The 17736-nt window shown below is 38.5% G+C and carries 13 protein-coding genes; 12 read left to right on the top strand and 1 reads right to left on the bottom strand.

Annotated elements, in window-relative coordinates:
- The first annotated feature begins 498 nt into the window (after window positions 1-498).
- The 11 genes from OCF96_RS03430 to OCF96_RS03380 all read left to right on the top strand — a co-directional run bounded on the left by OCF96_RS03430 (window position 499) and on the right by OCF96_RS03380 (window position 14227).
- Window positions 499-3777, top strand: coding sequence for an SIALI-17 repeat-containing surface protein (locus OCF96_RS03430; protein WP_261446411.1), 3279 nt, complete (start codon window positions 499-501; stop codon window positions 3775-3777).
- 289 nt (window positions 3778-4066) lie between these two features.
- Complete coding sequence (locus OCF96_RS03425) at window positions 4067-4765, top strand: N-acetylmannosamine-6-phosphate 2-epimerase (protein WP_001135679.1); 699 nt, start codon at window positions 4067-4069, stop codon at window positions 4763-4765.
- Window positions 4766-4783: 18 nt separating this feature from the next.
- The gene (locus OCF96_RS03420) at window positions 4784-6301 is read left to right on the top strand and encodes a PTS transporter subunit EIIC (protein WP_000477437.1); all 1518 of its coding nucleotides are present in this window, start codon (window positions 4784-4786) and stop codon (window positions 6299-6301) included.
- 229 nt (window positions 6302-6530) lie between these two features.
- Window positions 6531-7859, top strand: a complete 1329-nt coding sequence (locus OCF96_RS03415; RefSeq protein ID WP_000672120.1) for an ABC transporter substrate-binding protein — start codon at window positions 6531-6533, stop codon at window positions 7857-7859.
- A gap of 221 nt (window positions 7860-8080) precedes the next feature.
- Window positions 8081-8947, top strand: a complete 867-nt coding sequence (locus tag OCF96_RS03410) for a carbohydrate ABC transporter permease (RefSeq protein WP_153193231.1) — start codon at window positions 8081-8083, stop codon at window positions 8945-8947.
- Window positions 8948-8962: 15 nt separating this feature from the next.
- Window positions 8963-9802: a carbohydrate ABC transporter permease gene (locus OCF96_RS03405; RefSeq protein WP_261072139.1), complete on the top strand. Its 840-nt coding sequence runs from the start codon at window positions 8963-8965 to the stop codon at window positions 9800-9802.
- Window positions 9803-10073: 271 nt separating this feature from the next.
- Window positions 10074-10526: a NanQ anomerase/TabA/YiaL family protein gene (locus OCF96_RS03400; RefSeq protein WP_261446410.1), complete on the top strand. Its 453-nt coding sequence runs from the start codon at window positions 10074-10076 to the stop codon at window positions 10524-10526.
- Between the two features lie 19 nt (window positions 10527-10545).
- Window positions 10546-11190 (top strand): YesL family protein, encoded by a 645-nt coding sequence (locus tag OCF96_RS03395; RefSeq protein ID WP_143952408.1) that lies wholly within the window; start codon window positions 10546-10548, stop codon window positions 11188-11190.
- A gap of 172 nt (window positions 11191-11362) precedes the next feature.
- Complete coding sequence (locus OCF96_RS03390) at window positions 11363-12280, top strand: dihydrodipicolinate synthase family protein (protein ID WP_261446409.1); 918 nt, start codon at window positions 11363-11365, stop codon at window positions 12278-12280.
- 17 nt (window positions 12281-12297) lie between these two features.
- Window positions 12298-13182: an ROK family protein gene (locus OCF96_RS03385; protein WP_261446408.1), complete on the top strand. Its 885-nt coding sequence runs from the start codon at window positions 12298-12300 to the stop codon at window positions 13180-13182.
- 280 nt (window positions 13183-13462) lie between these two features.
- Complete coding sequence (locus OCF96_RS03380) at window positions 13463-14227, top strand: class I SAM-dependent methyltransferase (protein ID WP_261446407.1); 765 nt, start codon at window positions 13463-13465, stop codon at window positions 14225-14227.
- Window positions 14228-14524: 297 nt separating this feature from the next.
- Here OCF96_RS03380 and OCF96_RS03375 read toward each other — a convergent pair whose 3' ends face one another.
- Window positions 14525-15376, bottom strand: coding sequence for a MurR/RpiR family transcriptional regulator (locus OCF96_RS03375; RefSeq protein ID WP_261446406.1), 852 nt, complete (start codon window positions 15374-15376; stop codon window positions 14525-14527).
- Between the two features lie 296 nt (window positions 15377-15672).
- On the opposite strand from OCF96_RS03375, the gene pbp2b reads away from it, so the two are divergent.
- Window positions 15673-17730, top strand: a complete 2058-nt coding sequence (gene pbp2b, locus OCF96_RS03370; RefSeq protein ID WP_261446405.1) for a penicillin-binding protein PBP2B — start codon at window positions 15673-15675, stop codon at window positions 17728-17730.
- Window positions 17731-17736: the final 6 nt, after the last annotated feature.

Here is a 17736-nt window from a genome sequence, read left to right as displayed (position 1 = left end):
TACTTTGAAATTCATACTCTTCGAAAATCTCTTCAAACTACGTCAGCTTTATCTGTAATCTCAAAACAGTGTCTTGAGTAGCCTGCGGCTAGCTTCCTAGTTTGCTCTTTGATTTTTATTGAGTATGAGTTTTTTTCTGGGCTGTGGTGTCAAACAATTCATTTTCTATCTAGTTGGGTATAAGCTATTTCAATACATTGGAAAGCGTCTGTGAAATATGTTATAATTTATAAGAAAATATACAGTTTGGCTACAAATGAACATTTATATATAAGTTTATGTATAACTTAGTTTTTCTGATTAGGATAATATCTTATAAAAAACTATATTCCTAGAGATACAGTACTTAAATAGCATTTGTAAAGCAACAAAATAATCTATAGCTATTTTTATTGTAAGAATCAAAGTAGAGAGTGTTATGCTAATGGAAACTGTAATATTTTATTTTTTAGAATATACTTGGATAAATTAACTTTGAAAGTTAAAGTGAGGTAATGCATGTTTGTATGTTTAAAAGGTTTGGGAAAATTTCGTAAATCCAAAGCTTATGGTTTGGTTGGTTGTTTGACACTATCCGCAGTGATTGGCTTAGCTGCACCAGAGTTACCAATTATTGGTGGCGGGGTTGTTTCTGCTGATGTTATTCAAGGCGGTAGTGATATTCACGATGTGGACGTTCATAGTAAATCTGCAGAAGGTGTTGCTATGACTTATACCACTTATGATAGCGGAACAAGTGGAAAACAAACCGCATCAGGTAGCGGTGTCTTTGTAGCGCCGAATGTGATGGTAACAGTAGCTCATAACTACTATGATAAAAACCAAGAGGATAAGTCTGCGGTCTTGCGTGGTGGGGAGTCTGCTCGTAGTTATGTTGTGATGAACTCAGAAACAGAGAAGAGTAACAAAGTACCCACATCAGGGGTATCCGAGTCTCTTGAAAAAGACTCTATTCATTTGTATGATGAGAAGAATTTTGGTAAAGAATATGGTAATGACTTAGCGGTAGTAGTTACTAAAAAGCCTGTAGAAGCTATGACGGGAGGTGAGGACTCTCCAAGAGAGTTGAGTGATAAAGAGGTTTCTACGGGTGATAGCATCACTATGGTCGGATATCCCAATGATTTTTCTACTCCAAATTTAAGTAAAGAAAATAAAGCTCGATTGAAAGATGGTAAGGCTTATTCAGTCTCAACAACTGTGAGCAGTGTCAATAAAGAGAGTGGTGCAGTCACTTATCACTCCTCAGCTTTAGGAGGTTTTTCAGGTGCTCCTTTGTTTAATGATAAGGGAGAAGTAGTCGGTATCCACCAGCACGGAACCAATACTTCAAGCGCCCCTGAGAGTGAGCGTATTGGGGGTGGTACGATTTTTACGGACAAGCACAGAGCTTGGATTCGTTCTATGATTGATAAATATGGTATAAAGGGTTGGTATATAGATGGTGCAAACCGTTACTACTATGATGAAAATCATATAGCTTTAAAAGATGTAGAATCTGAGATTGATGGTGCTTTGTATAGTTTTGATGAAAAAGGTCGAGCTACTTTAGTAAAAGGTGAAGAAAAAGGTCGTGTTCTACTTCGAGTGGAAGATACTAAAGGAACTCGCTTGATTTCAGATAAGGTTGTTCAGGAAGGTCCCGTTGGAAGTGGCTTGAATTTTCATTTAAGACAAAATCCAGACTTCAAACAGTTAATAGCAACTTCCCCAACAGCTAAAGTGGTATCCTATAACGGAGTGTCAATTAACAAACTAGCAAGTGATACTACTTGGTCTGATGACTATGTCAGTAAGTTAGCTTTAGGTAATACAATTATAAGAGCGGTAGTAGATTCGATAACTCCTCCATCTACCTCTTCTTCGGATTTTGCAAGAACTGAAGTTGGAAAGGTTGATTTGAGTGGTAAATCGAACTTACCTGTGCCTAGTAAAGAGGTATTACAAGCTCCGAATGGCTCAGAAAATTTCTATGCTACAACGCATATTCAAACGCCAGATGGGTCGGGGTCAGGTACTTTAATTGCACCAAATTTGGTGTTAACAGTCGCTCATAATTTCTTAACAGTTAAAGGTTCTGAGGTAGTTACTAAATCTGGTCGTACCAATACAGTGTATAAAGCAACTTTACCGAATGGGTTGTCTGTGAATTTTTCAGATGATGATATTGTTTATTGGAATAAGAAAGATTCAGTATTTGGATTTAAAAATGACTTAGCTTTGGTTCGATTAAAAGAAGAGGTAAAAGGAGTAACTCCTGTAGAGGTTGTAAAACGATCTTCGAAAGTTGCAGAGGGGGATTCAGTTTCGGTCTATGGTTTTCCAGATAACAAGCTAAGTCCAGTTTTAGATAGCAAAGTAGTAGGAACTACAGACTTCGGTTCTGGAATAGAGGGAATTAGCTATGGAGGTACGAAACCTGGAGCGTCTGGTGGTGGTCTTTATAATGATAAAGGTGCTTTAATTGGAGTTCACCAAAATGGTGTTGTAGGAAGCCGTAGTGGTGGTTTGGTTTTATCAAAAGAGCAGCTGGATTGGGTTCGTTCTTATATTGAGGGTCAACCAAAAGATCCTGTCTATGTGGAAGATAAAGAAGTGGAACCTTCTAAGAAGGATTCGGATAAGGATTTAGCTGGGAAATTAGATCCAAAAAAAGATAGTGGAAAAGAAGATTCTGGTATTTTAGGTACATCTGGTGACTTTGCGACTCCTACAGTCTCTAAGCCAGAGTTTACAGGTGGCGTGAATGGAGGCGACTCACTTGTTACAGAAGTTCCAGAGTATAGCGGTATTATATCCACATTAGGAGATTCTCCAGCTCCTACAGTAGCTAAGCCAGAGTATATGGGTGATACATTATCAAGCTCAGGAGAAGACTCGGCTCCAACAGTTGAACAGCATGACTTCACAGGCGGAGTTAACGGAGGCGACTCACTTGTTACAGAAGTTCCAGAGTATAGCGGTGTTCTATCCACATTAGGAGACTTTCCAGCTCCAACAGTTGAACAGCATGACTTCACAGGCGGAGTTCCTTTCACTGAATCTCCGATACTAGAAATCCCAGAATATATGGGTCCATTATCAACCTCAGGAGAAGGAAGTTCAGTAGTGAAATCTACTGATAAACAAGTAAATAATAAAGACAGTAAGGATGAAGCAGAAACTAAGAACGTTATCACAGGAATTGCTAGTTCACAACGTATTTTAAAAAATGAAACAGGAAGTATTCAAATTCAAGCTTCAGAAGAAGTATTGAAAAATGTGATAGGTATTCAAATGCAAGAAGTTCAAGTTAGTGATTTAAGTTCATTAAACTACAAAGCATTTGATATCAAATTGAAGGACGTAAATGGAAGATATGTTAAACTTGAAGGAAAAGTCCTTGTTACTTTTGCTACAGATCAGTCCGTTGAGAATGTTTATGCTGTAGATCCAGAAGGAAAACTACATACTATTGAATTCGAACAAAAAGTTGGAAAGATTATTTTTGAAATTAACAATTCTAGTATTTATGCGATGACTTTCCGACGCTCCATTGACAATCTACCATTTAAAAATCCTACAGAAGATAACAAGGTTGAAGAACTTTCACTGTCATCTAAATTGTTATCTACAAATGAGAACTCAGGATTTAGTCAATCAGAGAATAAAGTAGGTAACAATGAACAGGCTAAGTTACCAGATACAGGTGAGAATAAATCAATAACAACAGTTTTGCTTGGTTTTGTAGGAATGTTCCTTGGAGCAATGATTTCTTATAAGCGAAAAGACAGTTAATTTGTCTTCAGTTGTTCTTTGAACTTTTATGTTAATCTAAAATAAACCAGTCTGGAGTCCTGTAAAAAGATGGGAATTCTAGACTGGTTTTATTGATATAGAAGTTTATAATAAGATTCGTAATTTTGAGTAATAGGTACGGATATTTATGTTATCTGAAACTACTTTCAGAAACAGCTGTTCTATAAAATACTTTTGAAACTGAAATCTATTCTATGACAAAGTATTGAAAGCGCTTAACAAATGGTATATAATGAACTCATAAGAACAAAGAAAAGGAGGAAAGAGGATGCCACAGATTACTAAAGAAGCTTTGATTGCACAAATCAAAGATGGAATCATCGTTTCTTGTCAGGCCCTTCCTCACGAACCGCTCTATACAGAAGCGGGAGGAGTCATTCCATTGCTGGTCAAAGCGGCTGAGCAAGGTGGAGCAGTCGGTATCCGAGCAAATAGTGTTCGCGATATCAAGGAAATCAAGGAGGTTACAAACCTTCCAATCATTGGGATAATAAAACGAGATTATCCACCGCAAGAACCCTTCATCACTGCTACTATGAAAGAAGTTGATGAACTGGCAGAACTGGACATCGAGGTCATTGCTCTGGATTGTACCAAGCGTGAACGCTATGATGGTTTGGAGATTCAAGAGTTCATTCGTCAGGTTAAGGAAAAATATCCTAACCAGCTCTTGATGGCTGATACAAGTACTTTCGAGGAAGGATTGGCAGCCGTTGAAGCAGGAATTGACTTTGTCGGAACAACCTTATCAGGATACACATCTTACAGTCCTAAAGTGGATGGTCCCGATTTTGAATTGATCAAAAAACTCTGTGATGCTGGTGTAGATGTCATTGCAGAAGGAAAAATTCATACACCAGAACAAGCCAAACAAATCCTAGGATATGGAGTGCGAGGTATTGTTGTTGGTGGCGCTATTACTAGACCAAAAGAGATTACAGAACGCTTTGTTGCTGGTCTCAAATAAGATGTAAGGGGGAATTTTATGTTTAAAGTTTTACAAAAAGTTGGAAAAGCTTTTATGTTACCTATAGCTATACTTCCTGCAGCAGGTCTACTTTTGGGGATTGGTGGTGCACTTTCAAACCCAACCACGATAGCAACTTATCCAATACTAGACAATAGTTTTTTTCAATCAATATTCCAAGTAATGAGCTCTGCAGGAGAGGTTGTATTCAGTAATTTATCACTACTTCTCTGTGTGGGATTATGTATTGGCTTAGCGAAACGAGATAAAGGAACCGCTGCGCTAGCAGGAGTAACTGGTTACTTAGTTATGACTGCAACGATTAAAGCTCTGGTAAAACTTTTTATGGCAGAAGGATCTGCAATTGATACTGGAGTTATTGGAGCATTAGTTGTCGGAATAGTTGCCGTATATTTGCACAATCGATATAACAATATTCAATTACCTTCCGCTTTAGGATTCTTTGGGGGTTCACGCTTCGTTCCTATTGTTACATCGTTCTCTTCTATCTTAATTGGCTTTGTCTTCTTTGTTATTTGGCCACCTTTTCAACAACTTCTTGTTTCTACAGGTGGATATATTTCTCAGGCGGGTCCAATTGGAACTTTTCTATATGGATTTTTAATGAGACTTTCTGGAGCAGTAGGCTTACATCATATGATTTACCCTATGTTTTGGTATACTGAACTTGGTGGTGTTGAAACTGTTGCAGGACAAACAGTGGTTGGAGCTCAAAAAATATTTTTTGCTCAATTAGCCGACCCGACTCATTCTGGATTATTTACAGAAGGAACAAGGTTTTTTGCAGGTCGTTTCTCAACAATGATGTTCGGTTTACCGGCTGCCTGTTTAGCGATGTACCATAGTGTTCCTAAAAATCGTCGTAAAAAATACGCGGGTCTGTTTTTTGGAGTTGCTTTAACATCTTTTATTACCGGTATTACAGAACCAATTGAATTTATGTTTCTATTTGTCAGTCCGGTTCTATATGTTGTACACGCATTCCTTGATGGTGTCAGCTTCTTTATTGCAGACGTCTTAAATATTTCAATAGGAAACACATTCTCAGGAGGTGTAATCGATTTTACTTTATTTGGAATTTTGCAGGGGAACGCTAAAACGAATTGGGTTCTTCAGATTCCATTTGGACTTATTTGGAGTGTTCTGTATTATATTGTTTTTAGATGGTTCATTACTCAATTCAACGTTCTAACGCCAGGACGAGGAGAAGAAGTAGATTCTAAAGAAATTTCTGAATCCACAGATTCAACTTCAAATACTGCAGATCATTTAAAACAGGATAGCCTACAAATTATCAGAGCGTTGGGTGGATCAAATAATATAGAAGATGTAGATGCTTGTGTGACACGTTTACGTGTAGCTGTAAAAGAAGTTCATCAAGTTGATAAAGCACTTTTAAAACAAATTGGTGCAGTTGATGTCTTAGAAGTGAAGGGTGGTATTCAAGCAATATATGGAGCAAAAGCAATCTTATATAAAAATAGTATTAATGAAATTTTAGGTGTAGATGATTAATACTCAATGAAAATCAAAGAGCAAACTGGGAAGCTAGGCGCAGGCTATACTTGAGTACGCCAAGGCGAAGCTGGCATGGTTTGAAGAGATTTTCGAAGAGTATAAGTACTTACTGACTTAATAAAAAGCAGAGGAGAGTGGTGGATGCATCGGATGAAATGAAAACGCATACAAATACAATCTTACTCATTATCCAATATGGATACGCTTATTACATAGGAGAATACAGATGAAATTTAGAAAATTAGCTTGTACAGTACTTGCGGGTGCTGCGGTTCTTGGTCTTGCTGCTTGTGGCAATTCTGGCGGAAGTAAAGATGCTGCCAAATCAGGTGGTGACGGTGCCAAAACAGAAATCACTTGGTGGGCATTCCCAGTATTTACCCAAGAAAAAACTGGTGACGGTGTTGGAACTTATGAAAAATCAATCATCGAAGCGTTTGAAAAAGCAAACCCAGATATAAAAGTGAAATTGGAAACCATCGACTTCAAGTCAGGTCCTGAAAAAATCACAACAGCCATCGAAGCAGGAACAGCTCCAGACGTACTTTTTGACGCACCAGGACGTATCATCCAATATGGTAAAAATGGTAAATTGGCTGACTTGAATGACCTCTTCACAGATGACTTTGTTAAAGATGTCAACAATGAAAACATTGTAAAAGCAAGTAAGGCTGGAGACAAAGCCTACATGTATCCAATCAGTTCAGCACCATTCTACATGGCTATGAACAAGAAAATGTTGGAAGATGCTGGAGTTGCGAACCTTGTAAAAGAAGGTTGGACAACAGACGACTTTGAGAAAGTTTTGAAAGCGCTTAAAGACAAAGGCTACACACCAGGTTCATTGTTCAGTTCTGGTCAAGGGGGAGACCAAGGAACACGTGCCTTCATCTCAAACCTTTACGGCGGTTCTGTAACAGATAAAGATGTAACAAAATATACAACTGATGATCCTAAATTCGTCAAAGGTCTTGAAAAAGCAGCTAGCTGGATCAAAGACGGTTTGTTGAACAACGGTTCACAATTTGACGGTGGAGCAGATATCCAAAACTTTGCCAACGGTCAAACATCTTACACAATCCTTTGGGCGCCAGCTCAAAACGGTATCCAAGCTAAACTCTTGGAAGCAAGTAAAGTAGAAGTGGTAGAAGTACCATTCCCATCAGATTCAGGTAAACCAGCTCTTGAATACCTTGTAAACGGATTTGCAGTATTCAACAACAAAGACGACAAGAAAGTTGCAGCATCTAAGAAATTCGTTCAATTCATCGCGGATGACAAAGAATGGGGTCCAAAAGACGTTGTTCGTACAGGTGCCTTCCCAGTTCGTACTTCATTTGGAAAACTTTATGAAGATAAACGTATGGAAACAATCAGTGGTTGGACTAAATACTACTCACCATACTACAATACAATTGATGGTTTTGCAGAAATGAGAACTCTATGGTTCCCAATGTTGCAATCAGTTTCAAATGGCGATCAAAAACCAGCGGATGCTTTAAAAGCCTTCACTGAAAAAGCTAACGAAACAATTAAAAAAGCTACAAAACAATAAGCACTGAATCAGATTGACTCCTCCCTTTTCCCTGTGCATAATCTATGTAAGAAAAGGGAGGATTTTATTTGAAATATCAGAAACTGTCACGAAATTAAAATGAAGTTCTTACATAAGCGAATCTTAAAAAATTTCATTTTGATTTTAAAACTGTTCAAGAAAATCCAAAATATTCTATTTGTGAAAGAGAGGTGCCGACTGTGAAAGTCAATAAAATTCGTATGCGGGAAACAGTGATTTCCTACGCTTTCTTAGCACCAGTATTATTCTTCTTTGTCATCTTTGTATTGGTTCCTATGATTATGGGATTCATTACAAGTTTCTTTAACTATTCAATGACTAAATTTGAGTTTGTGGGATTGGACAACTACATTCGTATGTTTAAAGACCCTGTCTTTATGAAGTCTTTGATTAACACAGTTATTTTGGTTGTTGGATCTGTACCGATTGTTGTTCTCTTTTCGCTCTTTGTGGCGTCGCAAACCTACCATCAAAATGCTATTGCCAGATCTTTCTACCGTTTCGTCTTCTTCCTTCCTGTTGTAACAGGTAGTGTTGCCGTAACAGTTGTTTGGAAATGGATTTATGACCCATTATCAGGGATTCTAAACTTTGTCCTTAAGTCAAGCCATATCATCAGCCAGAATATTTCTTGGTTGGGAGATAAACACTGGGCATTACTGGCAATTATGATTATCCTCTTGACAACTTCAGTTGGTCAACCAATCATCCTCTACATAGCTGCTATGGGGAATATTGACAATTCACTGGTTGAAGCGGCTCGTGTAGACGGTGCAACTGAATTTCAAGTTTTCTGGAAGATTAAATGGCCAAGCCTTCTTCCAACAACTCTCTACATCGCAATCATCACAACAATTAACTCATTTCAAGTTTTCGCCTTGATTCAGCTTTTGACTTCAGGTGGTCCAAACTACTCAACAAGTACACTTATGTATTACCTTTACGAAAAAGCCTTCCAATTGACAGAATATGGTTATGCCAACACAATTGGCGTCTTCTTGGCAGTTATGATTGCTATCGTAAGCTTTGTTCAATTTAAAGCACTCGGAAACGACGTAGAATATTAAAGAAAGGAGACAGCTATGCAATCTACACAAAAGAAACCTATAACAGCCTTTACTGTTATTTCAACAATCATTTTGCTCTTGTTGACTGTGCTGTTCATCTTTCCATTCTACTGGATTTTGACAGGTGCCTTCAAATCACAGCCTGATACCATTATGATTCCGCCACAATGGTTCCCTAAAATGCCAACCATGGAAAACTTCCAACAACTCATGGTGCAAAACCCTGCTATGCAGTGGATGTGGAACTCTGTGTTTATCTCATTGGTAACCATGTTCTTAGTCTGTGCGACCTCATCTCTAGCAGGTTATGTATTGGCTAAAAAACGTTTCTATGGTCAACGTATTCTCTTTGCTATCTTCATAGCTGCCATGGCACTTCCAAAACAAGTTGTCCTTGTACCATTGGTACGTATCGTCAACTTCATGGGAATTCACGATACTCTCTGGGCAGTTATCTTGCCTTTGATTGGATGGCCATTCGGGGTCTTCCTCATGAAACAGTTCAGTGAAAACATCCCAACAGAATTGCTTGAATCAGCTAAAATCGACGGTTGTGGTGAGATTCGTACCTTCTGGAGCGTAGCCTTCCCAATTGTGAAACCAGGATTTGCAGCACTTGCAATCTTTACCTTCATCAATACATGGAACGACTACTTCATGCAGTTGGTAATGTTGACTTCACGTAATAATTTGACCATTTCACTCGGTGTTGCGACTATGCAGGCTGAAATGGCAACCAACTATGGTTTGATCATGGCAGGTGCCGCTCTTGCAGCAGTTCCAATCGTAACAGTCTTCCTAGTCTTCCAAAAATCCTTCACTCAGGGTATTACTATGGGAGCGGTCAAAGGTTAATACTCTGCGAAAATTGAATTCAAACTACGTCAGCGTCACCTTGCCATACTTAAGTATTGCCTGCGGTTAGCTTCCTAGTTTGTTCTTCAATTTTCATTGAGTATAGGAAAATAAATCTATCAAGATACAGAAATATATTTTATAGATTTAGAGAATATAGAGGTTATAAGTGTCTACAAAATGTTGGGTATTTGTTTACCATAAAGATTTTGTTAGACACTTATAAACTTAAGAATGATTTTAGTTAACTATCAGAAACGAAGGAAACAGTATGATTTTTGACGATTTGAAAAACATTGGCTTTTACAAAGGAATTCATCCCAATCTAGATAAGGCTATCGACTATCTCTATCAGCACCGTAAGGATTCTTTCGAACTAGGTAAGTATGAGATTGACGGAGATAAAGTCTTTCTAGTTGTTCAGGAAAATGTTCTCAACCAAGCTGAAAATGATCAATTTGAGCATCATCAGAACTATGCAGATTTGCATTTGCTGGTAGAAGGCCATGAATATTCTAGCTACGGTTCACGTATCAAAGATGAAGCAGTAGCATTCGACGAAGCGAGTGACATTGGCTTTGTTCATTGTCATGAAAAATACCCACTCTTGTTGGGTTATCACAATTTTGCGATTTTCTTCCCAGGAGAACCACATCAGCCAAATGGCTATGCAGGCATGGAAGACAAGGTTCGTAAATATCTCTTTAAAATTTTGATTGATTAAAAAATCAGGAGGAGCAAATATGGCACAAAAAGGAGTAAGCCTTATCAAGGCAGCATTTGATACAGATAACTTTCTCATGCGTTTTAGTGAGAAGGTCTTGGATATCGTCACAGCTAATCTTCTTTTTGTCGTCTCTTGTTTGCCCATCGTGACGATTGGAGTGGCTAAAATTAGCCTCTACGAGACTATGTTTGAGATTAAGAAGAGCAGACGTGTGCCTGTCTTTAAAATCTATCTAAGAGCTTTCAAGCAAAATCTGAAGCTAGGTCTTCAGTTAGGTTTGCTGGAGTTAGGCATTGTTTCATTAAGCCTTCTAGATCTCTATCTCTTCTGGGGTCAGACAGCTATGCCTTTCCAAATGGTGAAAGCTATTTGTCTAGGCGTTCTTATCTTCCTCACTATCGTGATGTTGGCTAGCTATCCCATCGCTGCACGCTATGATTTGACTTGGAAAGAAGTGCTGCAAAAAGGACTTATCTTGGCAAGTTTTAACTTTCCTTGGTTCTTCCTCATGTTAGCTATTCTCTTTCTTATTGTGATGGTTCTTTATCTGTCCGCCTTCAGTTTACTTTTAGGTGGCTCAGCCTTCCTGCTTTTTGGGTTTGGGCTCTTGGTCTTTCTCCAGACTGGATTGATGGAGAAAATTTTCGCAAAATACCAATAGGATGGCTTGTCTATGAAACTACTTTCAAGCCATAAACATTTCAAAATTCATATCGAAACTAAAATCTAAGTGTACACAAGATATTGAAAGCGTTTTTCATAAAGTGTATACTAAAAACGTAAAGAATAAATCCTGCTTTTAGCAGAAAAAAAGAAATCTTAGGAGAAAATCTATGTCAGATTTAAAAAAATACGAAGGTGTCATTCCAGCTTTCTACGCATGTTATGATGATCAAGGAGAAGTAAGTCCAGAGCGTACGCGTGCCTTGGTGGAATACTTCATTGATAAAGGTGTTCAAGGTCTTTATGTTAATGGTTCTTCTGGTGAATGTATCTACCAAAGCGTTGAAGACCGTAAATTAATCTTAGAAGAAGTCATGGCAGTTGCCAAAGGTAAGTTGACTATTATTGCTCACGTAGCTTGCAATAATACTAAAGATAGTATGGAACTTGCTCGCCACGCAGAAAGCTTAGGAGTAGATGCTATTGCAACGATTCCGCCGATTTATTTCCGCTTGCCAGAATACTCAGTTGCTAAATACTGGAATGACATTAGTGCTGCAGCACCAAATACAGACTACGTGATTTATAACATTCCTCAATTAGCTGGTGTTGCTTTGACGCCAAGTCTCTACACTGAAATGTTGAAGAATCCACGTGTTATTGGTGTTAAGAACTCTTCTATGCCAGTTCAAGATATCCAAACCTTTGTGAGCCTTGGTGGCGAAGACCATATCGTCTTCAACGGTCCAGATGAACAGTTCTTAGGTGGTCGTCTCATGGGAGCTAAAGCTGGTATCGGTGGTACATATGGTGCGATGCCAGAACTCTTCTTGAAACTCAACAAATTAATTGCTGATAAAGACTTGGAAACAGCACGTAAATTACAATACGCTATCAACGCTATCATTGGTAAACTCACTTCTGCACATGGAAATATGTACGGTGTCATCAAAGAGGTCTTGAAGATCAATGAAGGACTGAACATTGGCTCTGTTCGTTCACCATTGACACCAGTGACTGAAGAAGATCGTCCAGTTGTAGAAGCAGCTGCAGCCTTGATTCGTGAAACCAAGGAGCGCTTCCTCTAATCCATAAGGAGGTATTTATGACACACTACGTTGCAATTGATATCGGTGGAACAAATATCAAATATGGTTTGATCGACCAAGAAGGCCAACTTGTTGAATCGCATGAAATGCCAACAGAGGCGCATAAAGGTGGACCTCATATCTTACAAAAGACCAAAGATATCGTAGCCAGCTATTTAGAAAAAGGCCCAGTAGCAGGAGTTGCTATTTCTTCTGCAGGAATGGTGGATCCAGATAAGGGTGAGATTTTCTATGCTGGGCCTCAAATCCCTAACTATGCAGGAACCCAGTTCAAAAAGGAAATCGAGACTAGCTTTAATATTCCTTGTGAGATTGAAAATGATGTCAACTGTGCAGGTCTTGCTGAAGCGGTATCTGGTTCAGGCAAGGGAGCGAGTGTCACCCTTTGCTTGACCATTGGAACCGGTATCGGTGGTTGCTTGATTATGGATGGGAAAGTCTTCCATGGATTTAGCAATTCAGCCTGCGAAGTCGGTTATATGCATATGCAGGATGGAGATTTCCAAGACTTGGCCTCTACGACAGCTTTGGTGGAGTATGTAGCAGCAGCTCATGGAAATCCAGTTGACCAGTGGAATGGCCGACGCATTTTCAAGGAAGCCACTGAAGGCAACAAGATTTGTATGGCTGGTATTGACCGTATGGTAGACTATCTAGGAAAAGGTCTGGCAAATATTTGCTATGTGGTCAATCCAGAAGTAGTCATTCTCGGTGGCGGTATCATGGGACAAGAGGCTATCCTCAAGCCTAAAATTCGAAAGACTTTGAAAGATGCTTTGGTACCAAGTCTGGCTGATAAGACGAGATTAGAATTTGCTCATCATCAAAATACAGCAGGTATGCTGGGCGCCTATTATCATTTCAAGACAAAACAATTCTAGTTTGGAATTATGGAATTAAGAAAAACACTTAATCACTACTTGAGTGAAAAATGTTTTGCTTAATTCTTTTTTATTGAAGAATTTTAGCGAAAGGAAGTAATCGTGGGAAATTTTATCATCAATTTAGTTGATATTTAGCTTGAGTAAAAAAGAAAATGTGGCAAAATGATATAATGAGATGGACGAAAATTTGACAAATTAGAATTTCTAGAGGTGAGAGAAATGTGGCAACCTATTCACCTTAAATCGAAATAATATAAAATTACGAGAAGATTATAAGATGAACAATTATATAAAATTAAATGAAGATAGATGGAATAATATAAATAATAACTACACTGAGCCATTGACACATGAAGAATTAGAAGAAGTTAGAAAACATCCAATTTCTGTTGCATTAACTGTTGGGAAAAAAGTTCCAAAAGAGTGGTTTGAAAAAGCAAATGGAAAAAAGATATTAGGTTTAGCTTGTGGTGGTGGACAGCAGGGACCAGTCTTTGCTATAAAAGGTTATGATGTAACCATAATGGATTTTTCGAAATCACAATTACAAAGAGATGAGATGGTTGCTAAAAGCGAAGGCTTAAAAATCAACACAGTTCAAGGAGATATGACAAGACCATTTCCATTTGAAAATGAAACTTTTGATATTATTTTTAATCCAGTTTCAAATGTATATATAGAAGACTTAGAAAACATGTATAAAGAAGCTTCTCGAGTATTGAAAAAGGGTGGATTGTTAATGGTCGGATTTATGAACCCTTGGATATACATGTATGATGCTGACACTGTATGGGACAAACCCGATGAGGAACTACTCTTGAAGTTTTCATTGCCTTTTAATTCAAGAGAGCTTGAAGAGGAAGGAAAGATAACCATAAATCCAGAATATGGATATGAATTTAGCCATACCTTGGAGACTCAGATTAGAGGACAACTTAAAAATGGTCTTGCTATGATTGATTTTTATGAATCGTGTGACAAAAGACATCGATTATCGAGTTATGGAACTGACTATATAGCTACACTTAGCATTAAACTATGAACTCATGAAACATACTTCAAGAGAATAGCCCGTTTTATGTTCTGTGAGGTGAGGGTTAAAATCTAAATCTCAGTTTGTCGAAGTACAATAATCAAATAAATTTATAGAGAGAAAGTAAAAGTAGCAAATAGCGATACTTCCTTTTTGTTGTCAAACATTCAAAAACGAAAAGGAAGATTTATGGAAGAACTGAAAAACACGATTAGAATTTGCCTATCACCAAAATATCGTAGGTGTGTTGTATATTTATTTTCATTGGGTATCAAGACAAAACAATCCTAGTTTGACTCAGCCAAACTAGGATTTTCTTACACGTTTTTGTCTACGATAGCCATTGAGTTTTTTATTTTCCCAATAGCTATTAAAGATTTTCTCCTTGCTTTCGCGATTGATTTCCAAAAAGTAAGCATAAATCAAATCGATAAAGAAGAGCATAGGAAGTTGAGCGGATATACGTTGGATGTAAGAAGACTGGCTGTGGGTGGCTACAAGAACAGTCTCCGTATAGGCCTGACTATCTTTATTGGGAACACTTGTAAAAAGTACAGTCTTTGCCCCCATCTCCTTAGCGTCTAATAGACTATCTAAAATAGAAGGTGTTGTGCCAGAAAGAGAGAAACCGAGTACTAGACAATTTTCATCCATAATACTGGTTGTCCAAGCAAAACCATCTTGGTCAGTCAAGGCCTCGCAGACCACACCTAGACGCATGAAGCGCAATTTCATTTCACGAGCTACGAGGCCAGAACTCCCTGTTCCGAAGAAGTAGACACGCTCAGCATCTTCGATTAACTGGGCAATTCTTTCTAGTTGGACTTCGTCAATCAAGTCCTGTGTTTGTTCCCGCATACTGCTATAACTTCTGAGGACTCGTTTTGTCAGCGGACTGTGCTTGTGAGAATGGGTGTCTTGTTTCTCTGCTTGGTGCTGGTATTGGAAAATAAATTCTCGATAGCCTGTAAAACCACACTTTTTAGCAAAGCGGGTCAGAGCAGCCTGAGAGATATGTAATTTTTGAGTGACTTGCTGGGATGATAAATTATCTACAATGGTTTCTGTTTGTAAAAAATAATGCGCAATTTCTTGCTCTAGGTCTGTCATTTCTTCGAAGTGGGAATCAATGATGGTTGCTATATCTGGTTTGTCCATAGGGAAGGCTCCTTTAAATGAGTCATATTGGAAAAAGACTAGGTCATCGAACTTTTACATTTATTATATCATATAATATAGGGATGGATAAATAAAATCGTATTTTGCTGTAAAAAGGAAAAAGCTCTCTTATTTTCCATAATTTTCTTCTTAAATTGTGGTACAATTAAGAGTAAGATTTTAATTATACTCTTCGAAAATCCAATTCAAACTTCGTCAGCGTCGCCTTGCCGTACTCAAGTACAGCCTGCGGCTAGCTTCCTAGTTTGCTCTTTGATTTTCATTGAGTATTAGAAATGAGACTGATTTGTATGAGAAAATTTGACAGCCATTCGATTCCGATTCGGCTTAATTTATTGTTTTCAATTGTCATTTTGCTCTTTATGGCCATTATTGGTCGCCTGCTTTATATGCAGGTTTTGAACAAGGATTTTTATGAGACAAAATTAGCATCTGCTAGTAAAACAAAGGTGACCACTAGTTCGGCTCGGGGCGAAATTTATGATGCCAGCGGCAAGCCTTTGGTTGAAAATACTGTGAAACAAGTTGTTTCCTTTACTCGAAACAACAAAATGACGGCTGCAGATTTAAAAGAAACAGCCAAGAAGTTGCTGGCTTATGTGGGAGTTTCTTCTCCAACATTGACTGACCGACAGTTGGTAGACTATTATCTAGCAGATCAAGATGTCTATAAGAAAGCAGTGGAAAGTTTACCACGTGAGAAGCGACTTGATTCTGATGGCAATCAATTATCTGAGTCCGAACTTTACAATAATACTGTTGAAAGTATCGATCCAAGCCAATTGGCCTACTCGGATGACGAAAAGAAAGAAATTTATCTTTTTAGCCAACTCAATGCAGTTGGAAATTTTGCGACAGGGACCATTGCGACAGACTCCTTAACAGATACTCAGATTGCCTTGATTGCTTCGGCCTCTAAGAATTTACCTGGTATCAGTATTTCAACTTCGTGGGATCGAAAAGTTCTAGAGACTTCTCTTTCGTCTATAGTAGGAAGTGTATCTAGTGAAAAAGCTGGTCTACCAGCTGAAGAAGCAGATGCCTATATCAAGAAGGGTTATTCTCTAAACGACCGTGTTGGAACCTCTTATCTAGAAAAACAATATGAAGAAACCTTGCAAGGAAAACGCTCGGTGAAAGAAGTCCATCTAGACAAGTATGGCAATATGGAAAGTGTCGAAAATATCGAAGATGGTACCAAAGGGAATAATATTAAACTGACTATTGATTTGGCCTTCCAAGATAGCGTGGACAATCTGCTTAAGAGCTATTTCAATTCCGAACTGGGAAATGGAGGAGCCAAGTATTCTGAAGGTGTGTATGCAGTTGCTTTGAACCCAAAAACAGGTGCGGTTTTGTCTATGTCAGGACTCAAACATGACTTGAAAACGGGAGATTTAACACCTGATTCCTTGGGAACGGTAACCAATGTCTTTGTCCCAGGTTCAGTTGTCAAAGCGGCAACTATCAGTTCTGGGTGGGAGAATGGAGTCTTATCAGGGAACCAGACCTTGACAGATCAACCGATTATCTTCCAAGGCTCATCTCCAATTAATTCTTGGTATACTCAGGCTTACGGTTCATTCCCGATTACAGCTGTGGAAGCCTTGGAGTATTCTTCTAATACCTACATGGTCCAAACGGCTTTGGGCATCATGGGTCAGACCTATCAACCAAATATGTTTGTTTTAACTAACAATTTAGAATCCGCCATGGGGAAATTGCGTGCGACATTTGCTGAATATGGTCTTGGAGCCTCAACAGGCATTGACCTTCCAGATGAGTCAACTGGTTTTATTCCAAAAGAGTATAATTTTGCTAATTATATTACTAATGCATTTGGTCAGTTTGATAACTATACCCCTATGCAATTGGCCCAGTACGTTGGAACCATTGCCAACAACGGTGTTCGGATTGCACCTCACATTGTCGAGGGGATTTATGGAAACAACGAACAAGGTGGCTTAGGGAACTTAATCCAATCTGTTGAAACCAAGGAAATGAATAAAATTAATATTTCTGAGTCTGATGTTTCCATCCTCCAACAAGGATTTTATCAAGTGTCACATGGTGGTAGTGCTTTGACAACCGGTCGTGCCTTTTCAAATGGCTCAGCGGTATCCATTAGTGGAAAAACAGGTACTGCCGAAAGTTATGTTGAGGGTGGTCAAGAAGCTAACAATACTAATGCTGTGGCCTATGCACCATCAGATAATCCTCAAATCGCTGTAGCCGTTGTCTTTCCGCATAACACCAATCTTACAAATGGTGTCGGACCTTCCATTGCGCGCGACATTATCAACCTCTATAACCAACATCATCCAATGAATTAGAAAGGA

The organism is Streptococcus mitis, assembly GCF_946190065.1.
Taxonomy (GTDB): domain Bacteria; phylum Bacillota; class Bacilli; order Lactobacillales; family Streptococcaceae; genus Streptococcus; species Streptococcus mitis_DE.
Note: the sequence above shows the minus strand (reverse complement) of the source record. Positions and strands in the feature narration are given on the sequence as shown.